The following is a 9059-nucleotide window of genomic DNA, read 5'->3' as shown; positions in this document are numbered from 1 at the left end:
AGCCTGGCACCTGAGGCGGCAGAGCCGCTGATGCGAGACGAAAAAAGCGGGCTTTTTTACGAACAAAAAAGTGCAGGCCGTAGGCCGCTCCCACGCGGCATTTCTTCTAACGCGGTCGCAGGGACTACGGACAAACTTTTTTATGAAGGGAAAAGGCCCGATTTTTTTGTCGAATCCCGTGGTTCAACTGGGGATTTTGGGTTAACGTCCGTTTCGTTCGGGGGGGGATATGTTCCAGATTTCCCTGGCGTAATCACGGATGGACCGATCGGACGAGAATCGCCCGGCGCCGGCCACGTTCCGGATGGACATTTCCGTCCAGCGGGCCGCGTTTCGGTAGGTTTGATCCACAGATTCCTGAGCGTCAATGTAAGAAGGAAAATCCGCCAGGAGCAGGTAAGGGTCTTGATGCAACAGGGAGTCCACCAAGGGCCGAAACAGCCCGCGGTCTTGGGGTGAAAAGAACCCCGAAGAAACCAAATCCAACACTTCAGAAAGTCGTGGTTCGGATTCATAATAGCGGCGGGGATCGTAGCCCCCGCGCCAGAGGGCTTCGACCTCAGGAACCGTTTTCCCAAAGAGGAAGAAATTTTCTGCCCCCACCGCTTCGCGGATTTCCACGTTGGCGCCGTCCAAGGTTCCAATCGTCAAGGCTCCGTTCAAAGTAAACTTCATGTTCCCTGTCCCGGAGGCTTCTTTCCCCGCCGTTGAAATCTGCTCCGACAATTCTGCCGCCGGGTAAATAAATTCCCCGTTCTTTACATTGAAATTAGGGAAAAAGACCACACGATAAATTCCTCGGGTTTCGGGATCCCGATTCACCACTTCCGCCACGGCATTAATGAACCGAATCACCAGCTTCGCCATGAAATATCCTGGGGCGGCTTTCCCGCCAAAAACGAACGTTCGTGGCACAGGTTTGCTCCCTGGTCTTTCTTTTAGGTCCAGGTAGCGTCGAATAATGTGGAGCGCACTGAGATGCTGACGTTTGTATTCGTGAATACGTTTGACCTGAACGTCAAAAAGGCTTTCCGGATCCACGGCCCAATTCGTTCGGTCCAGAATCAGCGCGGCAAGCCTTTGTTTGTTATGACGCTTGATTTCTCGCCATTTCCCCTGGAACGCGGCATCCTGAGCCAACGGAAGTAGTTTAGGAAGTTCCTCCTCTGAATGGAGAATCCATCGATCCCCGATGGCCTCAGTGATCAGGTGGGAAAGTTCGGGATTGGCACCCACCACGAACCGTCGAGGGGTCACTCCATTCGTAATATTGACAATCTTATTGGGGAACAAATTTTGAAAATCCCGAAGCACATCTTGCTTAAGCAAATCCGTGTGCAGTTGGGCCACCCCGTTAATGGCACGGCTTCCGACTGCCGCCACGTGCGCCATCCGAACGTAACGTTCCCCCGCTTCGTCAATGAGCGACACGCGGCGAATCAGGTCCTCATCTCCCGGACGGTCCTGACGGACTTGTTCTAAAAACCGGCGATTGATCTCGTAAATGATTTCGAGGTGGCGAGGCAGGATAGACCCAAACAAACCCACCGGCCATTTTTCCAGAGCTTCAGGAAGTAAGGTGTGGTTGGTGTAGCAAAATGTTTCCCGGGTGATGGCCCAGGCGGTGTCCCAGGCCATCCCGTGCTCGTCCACAAAAAGGCGCATCAGTTCCGCCACCGCCACGCTGGGATGGGTGTCGTTCAATTGCACCGCAAATTTCTTATGGAACTGGGTGAGGGGATTTTTAAGGGCCAAATTTACGCGGATCAAGTCTTGAAGGGTGCAGGAAACAAAGAAATACTGTTGTTCCAACCGCAGTCTCTTGCCCTCAATCACGTCATCGTTGGGGTAAAGAACCTTCGAAATGTTTTCAGAGGTGATCTTGTCCTGAACCGCACGGTAATAATCCCCACTGTTAAACGCACCGAAATCAAAAGACTCCACGGCTTCCGCTTTCCACAACCGCAGAAGGGCCGCGCTGGGGGAATGGTACCCCGTCATGGGTGTGTCGTAGGCCACGCCATTGACCACCCAATTGGGAATCCAGCGACAAAGAACGCGTCCCCCGGCGTTACGGTAACTTTCGGTACGCCCTCCAAACCCGATCTTGAACGCCAAGTCCGGATGGGGAATTTCCCACGGGTTTCCCCGTCGAAGCCATTTGTCGGTGGTTTCCACTTGGACCCCATCTCGAATCATCTGATTAAAAATTCCAAATTCGTATCGAATGCCGTACCCCTTGGCGGGAATCCCCAGAGTCGCCATAGAATCCAAATAACACGCGGCCAATCGCCCCAACCCTCCATTGCCAAGGCCTGGTTCCTCTTCTTGAGCCAGGACGTCTTCCAGGGTAAGCCCCAAGGCGGTCATCGCCTCTTGCACAGGACCGCTTAAATCCAAATTAATAATGTGGTTGCGAAGATGGGGACCGAGCAGGAATTCGGCCGAGAGATACGCCACCATCCGGCCATCCGGTTGACTTAACCGACCCATGACGTAGTCCATGGACCCGTAGACCCGCTCCCGAACGGTTAACGCCAGGGCTAAGTACCAGTCATTGTTGGTGGCGTATTCGGGGGTTCGCCCGCTGGTCGTTCGCAAATTTCGGACGATGATTTCTTTCAGGTCGCCTTGGGGAAGATTGCCCTTCGTCATGATGATGCCTCCTGGTGTCCTACCGATTCAAGAAACACGCCTTTCGCTAACTCACTATAGAATTATCGGCAAGGGACTGAAAAGGGTTGAATTTCTTGACAGCGGGACGGCCTCGCTTTATAATCCTTTCGTGAGACGACGCGTTCGAGCGCTCTTTTCTGAGCAAGGGGAACTCCATGAGCCCGTGCGACTGGGACTGTGGGTTTTGGTCCTGTTCGCCGTGGGGATTGTGACCCTGTGGTTGTTTTCCCGGATGAGGAGCGGAAACGATTCCCTTTCGGATTTTCCCCTCGAGGCAGAGGAGGTTTCCCGTTTTGTCGTTTCGGCAGGGTCTTTCTCCCGAGGGACTCTTTTGTACAATGTCTTAAAAGACGCTTCCATCTCTCCCGAAGAATCCGTCGCCATTGTGAAAGCCCTTGCCAAACACCTTAACCCGCGCACCCTTAACGCGGGAGACCGTTACGAGGTCCACCACAGCACTTCCGGCGAGTTTCAAAGCCTTTCCATCGTCCGTCGTCTTGAACGATACATTGTCGAATCGGTCCCCCCTCCCGTCCTCGACACACTTACGGAAACTTCACCCGCCGGCCCAACCCTGACCGCGCGAAAAGAAGCCGTCCCGCTTGCGCGAACGCAAAAGACCGCTTCCGGAAACATCTCCGAATCGCTGTGGGCCAGCCTGTCTAAACAAGGCATGGAAGCGAATGTGATTGTGGAGCTGGCCGACATCTTTGCCTGGTCCATCGATTTTTTAACCGAAACCCGAGATGGAGACCGTTTCGCCCTCACCTGGGAAGAGGAACGGACCCCAAACCAGCGGTTGGTCAATGTGCGAATTTTAGGGGCCATTTACGACGGGAGAGCTACCGGCCATCACACGGCGACCCGGTTCATGGGGAGCTATTACGACAAAGAGGGCGGTTCTTTACGAAAAGCCTTCCTTCACGCGCCGCTCAATTTCCGTCGAATTTCGTCGGGCTTCACGAACCGGCGATTCCATCCTATCCTCCGCCGGTGGCGTCCCCACCACGGTACGGATTACGCCGCGGCGACAGGAACCCCCGTGGTTTCCGTTGGGGATGGAACAATTATTTTTCGTGGAAGGAAGGGCGGGTTGGGCAACTTGGTGCAGGTGCGCCACAACGGGACCTACACGACTTACTACGGACATCTTTCCCGGTTCGCCAAGAAGATGGGCCCGGGGACGAAGGTCAATCAAGGGCAGGTGATCGGCTATGTGGGATCCACGGGCCTCTCGACCGGCCCGCACCTGCACTTTGAAATCCTCAAAAATGGAACAACCGTCAACTTCCTAACCCTGAAAATTCCCTCCGCGGGATCCGTTCCCTCCAACAAAAAAATGGCGTTCCAAGCGGAGAGGGACACGATCCTGACCCCGCTTGAAAATCTTTTAACCTCACCAACCTAAAATCCTGCCGCGGCCACCGTCTCCAATACTTCCGCCCGAACCCGGGCTATCTTTTTGCTCATATCTCCAAAAGCGCGAAGAGATCCCTCTTCAAAGACCAATTGCATGACCTCTTTATACTTCCACGCCGGTTGAAAGCCCCGGGGCAAAAGAAGCGGCCAGAAAAACGAACGGCCTAAGACGAGTTGCCCACTCCAGGGGATGACCGCGTTAATCCCCTGATAGAGATAACCCGGGCACTCCCCCGCCTCTTCTTCTCGAATCATTTTACCGGCACCCAGCCCCAGTAAAGGGGAACGGTGTGTCCAATACCGTAAATCTTGTAAATGGAGGATGTTCTCTTTAACGGCAAAAGTGGCCAAGGTGCCCCGGAGACAGGCCCTGTGAGGAGACGATGGCTCTAATCCCCATGGGGCCGGATCAAATAGTTTATGTGGGGAAAACGAAATGATATCGTACTCCCGATTTTGAAAAATAATCCGATCCGGTAGTTGTGCGCTCATACCCTGGCCCCTTTTATCTAAATCCCCGACATCTGATACAAACCCTCCCGACTCTCTATTCGACTTCACCCCAATATCTTGCGACACACCTGCCAAGACGCGCTATCGTGCTGTTTGTCATGCGTTTTAAATAAACAAAGACGCTCCCGGCTTAAACCATTTCCCCACATTGCCCCAGAATCCCCTCCCGAACTTTCCTCGAAAGTGATAGATTCTCCCCTATGAAAAAACTCCTGGCCATCACCTTTTCTTTTTTCGCCCTGAACGGGGCGGCCGCTCCAACAGTCACCATCAAGGGTTCCGACACCATGGTGATTTTAAACCAACGCTGGGCCGAGCGGTATATGGTGGAACGGTCGGACGTGGTGGTCCAGGTCACCGGGGGAGGGTCCGGCACGGGGATCGCCGCACTCCTTTCAGGCTCCACCGATATCTGTGCCTCCTCCCGACCGATGAAAGATAAAGAGCGGGCGGCGCTCAAGGAACTCACGGGGCGGAACCCCGTTGAAATTTCCGTGGCCAAAGACGGTATCGCGGTCTACCTTCACGAGGAGAATCCCTTGAAGGAACTCACCCTGGAACAGGTGGCGCTTATTTACCGACGAAAAGTTTCCAATTGGCGCGAGGTGGGAGGCCCAGATCAAAAAATCATCCTCTATTCACGGGAAAACAATTCCGGCACATACGAGTTTTTTAAGGAACACGTGCTGAAAAAAAAGGATTTCACCCCCTACGCCCAATGCCTTCCGGGAACAGCCTCCGTTGCCAATTCTGTTGCGCGGGACAAACGCGGCATCGGCTACGGAGGAGCCGCATACGCTAAAGGAATCCGATTCTGTGGAATCAAATCTGACGCGAATTCTCCTGGGATCTATCCCAACGAAGAGAATATTTTGGACGGCACCTACCCCATCAGCCGCGATCTCTATTTTTATTTGCGCGGCCCCGCCGAAGGGGCCATTAAAGATTTCATCGCTTTCGTTCTCAGTTCTGAAGGCCAAAGCATCGTCAGCAAAGTCGGTTATTACCCCTTGAAGAAACCCTAAGACCCATGACTCGACAACGACTGATGGAACACGTCATCGAATACGGCATCCGCGTCAGCGCGGGCGTGGCTATCGCGGCCCTTATTTTAATTTTCATTTTTATAGGAAAAGAAGCGGTTCCCCTTTTCACATCGGCTGAGGCTCGGCAGGAAGCGAGCCTTTCTAAACTTTTTTTAGCCCAGGTTCCCGAAGAAGGAGAACCCCCCGGTTACATGTGGCAACCGGTGTCAGAACTCCCGAAATATTCCCTCTGGCCTTTGATCATCGGAACGTTGAAAGTCACCCTGGTGGCCTTGCTGTTTGCGTTTCCCCTGGCCCTGGGGGCGGCCCTCTTTACGTCCGAATTCGCCCCCCCTTGGCTTCGCGAAATCGTTAAACCTGTCATTGAATTATTAGCGGGTATTCCCTCTGTGGTGTTGGGCTTTTTCGCGCTCATTGTCATGGCCACGACGGTTCAAGATTTTTTTGGTCTGGACTACCGATTAAATACCGTCAACTGTGGGATCGCCCTGGGCTTGGCCGTCATTCCGATCGTCTTTACCGTGGCGGAGGACGCCCTCACCGCGGTTCCCCAAAGCTATCGACAGGGGTCCATCGCGTTGGGCGCCACGCCTTGGCAAACCGCCCGCCGAGTGGTTTTGCCGGCCGCCTTTCCTGGAATCTTCGCCGCAGGCATTTTAGGGTTTGGCCGGGCCATCGGGGAAACCATGATTGTGCTCATGGCTTCGGGCAATCAAGCGATCCCGAACTGGGATTTGGGGTTAGGGTTCCGCAGTTTGTCGGCCACGGTGGCCTCTGAACTCGGAGAAGTGGTCCGAGGAAGCCCCCATTACCATGTGCTCTTTTTTATCGGCGTCCTCCTCTTCATTTTTACGTTTACCATTAATCTCCTGGGCCAAGCCTGGGTCGGACGGATGAACCGGAGACTTACGGGGAAACGATGAAACGGCTCTGGATAAATTTCACCAGCGTCTTTTTCACCGTGGCCACGGGTCTGGCGTGTCTCGCTTTAACCCTCATGGTGGCCCTGATCCTGGGCAACATTGTTCGCCACGGGATCGGGCATATTTCCTGGACCTTTCTTTCCCAAGCTCCACAGCACGGCATGACGGAAGGCGGTATTTTTCCCGCTATTTTCGGAACCGCCGCCCTCGTCCTTCTGATGACCCTGGCCGCGGTGCCCTTAGGCGTCTCCACCGCCATATACCTCCAAGAATACGCCCCCAAAGGATCCCGTTGGGTTCACCTGGTTCGCCTGGCCATTCAAAACCTGGCGGGCGTGCCGGCCATCGTTTTTGGTTTGTTCGGATTGGGGTTTTTCATCCAATTCGTGGGGCGTGGGCTCGACACATTTTTTTTCGGGGGGGATCTCTATTTCGGCCAGCCGGCCATTCTGTGGGCCGCGCTAACCCTGGCGCTCTTGACCTTGCCCACCGTGGTGGTGTCCACCGAAGAGGCCCTTCGTGTGGTTCCCCAAAACCATCGGGAAGTCGCCTATTCCCTCGGCGCCACCCGCTGGCAAATGGTCCGACATGTGCTGTTGCCCCAGGCGGTGGGAGGTATTTTAACGGGGACCATTTTGGCCGTGAGCCGAGGAGCCGGGGAAGTGGCGCCTATCCTTTTTACCGGGGCCGCCTACTTTTTGCCCCACCTGCCCACACGGCTTAACCACCAGTTCATGGAATTGGGCTACCACGTGTACGTTTTGGCGACTCAATCGCCGGACGTGGACGCCACCATGCCCATTCTCTACGCCACGGTGCTTGTCCTCTTGGCCCTGACCTTTGGGCTTAATTTCACGGCCATCATCATTCGATCCAAAATTCGACGGAGGCTCCAGGGCCGATGAGCCTTTCCACCCCCGCCCTTAAAGAAAAGATCCGCGCCCGTCAGATTCGTATCACCGCGGGAGACAAAGCCCTTTTGGAAGACGTCAGCCTTTCTCTCATTCAGAACGAAATATTGGCCATCATCGGCCCCGCCGGAAGCGGCAAAACCACCTTTTTACGATGCTTGAACCGCCTGACCGATTTGGAAGACGGGCTCACCATCTCGGGTGAACTTCTGTTGGATGACGACAATATTTTAGCGCCTGGAATCGATGTCTCCGCTATCCGCCGCCGTGTCAGTATGGTGTTCGCCACTCCCACTCCACTCCCCATGTCCATTGCGGACAATCTCCGGTTGGGTCTCCGATTTCAAAACAAGAGCGCGGACTTTGAACAACGATTGGAAGAAAGCCTCCGGGCGTCGTTTCTCTGGGACGAAGTGAAAGACCGCTTGAACCTCTCGGCGTTGGCTCTTTCCGGCGGACAACAGCAACGCCTATGTCTCGCCCGCAGTCTCATGCTGCATCCCGAAGTGCTCCTTTTGGACGAACCCTGTTCGGGCCTCGACCCCATTTCCACAGCAAAAATTGAAGAAGCCATGCAGGGCCTCAAAAAAGTCATGTCGATTGTGCTGGTCACCAACAACGTAAAACAAGCTTCCCGGACATCGGATCGGACCGCTTTTCTCCTCATGGGGGAACTGGTGGAACTCTCCGAAACGGGGCAACTTTTCACAAACCCTAAAGAACAGAGGACCGCGGATTATGTCTCCGGACGTTTTGGCTGATCTCCCTCTTCAACCCGCCCCGGAGACTCTCTCCGCGCCCCCCGTCATCGAGACCCGGGGCCTCAATCTCTATTACGGGAATTTCCACGCGTTAAAAGATGTGACCATCCCGATTCCGCCCCGTACCATCACCGCTTTCATCGGGCCATCGGGGTGCGGTAAATCCACTCTTCTCAGAACGTTCAATCGAATGAACGATCTCATTCGGGGGGTACGAATTACAGGCGAAGTCCTTCTGGACAGCCAAACGATTTTAGGACCGGGGATCGACCTTATTTCCCTCCGCAAGCGAGTGGGCATGGTGTTTCAACGCCCCAATCCGTTCCCTATCTCCATTTTCGAAAATGTGGCCTACGGCCCACGTGTTCATCATTTCAAGACCCAACAACGTCTTCCGGAAATAGTGGAACAGTCCCTTCGCGCCACTGGCCTTTGGAAAGAAGTCAAAGACAAACTGAATGAACCCGCCCTCACCCTCCCCCCAGAACAACAACAACGCTTGTGCATCTCCCGGCTCTTGGCGGTGAAACCCGACGTTTTGCTCATGGACGAACCCTGTTCCGCGCTGGACCCCATCGCCACCCAGCGGATTGAGGAAATGATTTTAGGTTTGAAGGAACAGTATTCCATCGTCATCGTCACCCACAACATGCAGCAAGCCGCTCGGGTGTCTGCCATGACCGCTTACTTTTACCTGGGAGAACTGGTGGAATTCGGCCCCACCGGTCGTATTTTCACCAGCCCCCAAGAAACACGCACGGAACAATACATCACGGGACGATTCGGCTAACCCACCACTGGGAGGAGATG

8 protein-coding genes are annotated in these 9059 nt (G+C 54.5%); 6 read left to right on the top strand and 2 right to left on the bottom strand.

Features of this window, described 5'->3' with window-relative positions:
• Nucleotides 1-201 precede the first annotated feature (201 nt).
• Nucleotides 202-2655 carry a glycogen/starch/alpha-glucan phosphorylase gene (locus JNK54_04185; protein MBL8023466.1) on the bottom strand — a complete coding sequence of 818 codons (2454 nt, stop codon included), beginning with the start codon at nt 2653-2655 and terminating at the stop codon, nt 202-204.
• Nucleotides 2656-2785: 130 nt separating this feature from the next.
• Here JNK54_04185 and JNK54_04180 point away from each other — a divergent pair, with 130 nt between their 5' ends.
• Entirely contained in the window at nt 2786-4084 is a 1299-nt protein-coding gene (locus JNK54_04180; protein ID MBL8023465.1) for a peptidoglycan DD-metalloendopeptidase family protein, read from the top strand.
• On the opposite strand, the gene JNK54_04175 is transcribed toward JNK54_04180, so the two are convergent.
• Nucleotides 4081-4587, bottom strand: coding sequence for a hypothetical protein (locus JNK54_04175; protein ID MBL8023464.1), 507 nt, complete (start codon nt 4585-4587; stop codon nt 4081-4083). The genes JNK54_04180 and JNK54_04175 overlap by 4 nt on opposite strands.
• 221 nt (nt 4588-4808) lie before the next feature.
• On the opposite strand from JNK54_04175, the gene JNK54_04170 reads away from it, so the two are divergent.
• The 5 genes from JNK54_04170 to pstB are packed head-to-tail and all read left to right on the top strand — an operon-like array spanning nt 4809 to nt 9039.
• A complete protein-coding gene (locus JNK54_04170) occupies nt 4809-5633 on the top strand; it encodes a phosphate ABC transporter substrate-binding protein (protein MBL8023463.1) in 825 nt (274 codons plus the stop codon).
• A gap of 5 nt (nt 5634-5638) precedes the next feature.
• Complete coding sequence (gene pstC / locus JNK54_04165; GenBank protein MBL8023462.1) at nt 5639-6577, top strand: phosphate ABC transporter permease subunit PstC; 939 nt, start codon at nt 5639-5641, stop codon at nt 6575-6577.
• Nucleotides 6574-7482, top strand: coding sequence for a phosphate ABC transporter permease PstA (pstA, locus tag JNK54_04160; protein ID MBL8023461.1), 909 nt, complete (start codon nt 6574-6576; stop codon nt 7480-7482). Before pstC ends, pstA begins: the two co-directional genes overlap by 4 nt.
• Complete coding sequence (locus JNK54_04155) at nt 7479-8249, top strand: phosphate ABC transporter ATP-binding protein (GenBank protein MBL8023460.1); 771 nt, start codon at nt 7479-7481, stop codon at nt 8247-8249. The genes pstA and JNK54_04155 overlap by 4 nt, the downstream gene beginning before the upstream one ends.
• The gene (gene pstB, locus JNK54_04150; protein ID MBL8023459.1) at nt 8227-9039 is read left to right on the top strand and encodes a phosphate ABC transporter ATP-binding protein; all 813 of its coding nucleotides are present in this window, start codon (nt 8227-8229) and stop codon (nt 9037-9039) included. Before JNK54_04155 ends, pstB begins: the two co-directional genes overlap by 23 nt.
• Nucleotides 9040-9059: the final 20 nt, after the last annotated feature.

Source organism: Elusimicrobiota bacterium, from assembly GCA_016788905.1.
Taxonomy (GTDB): Bacteria; Elusimicrobiota; Elusimicrobia; order FEN-1173; family FEN-1173; genus JADKHR01.
This window is presented reverse-complemented; position numbering and strand designations above follow the sequence as displayed.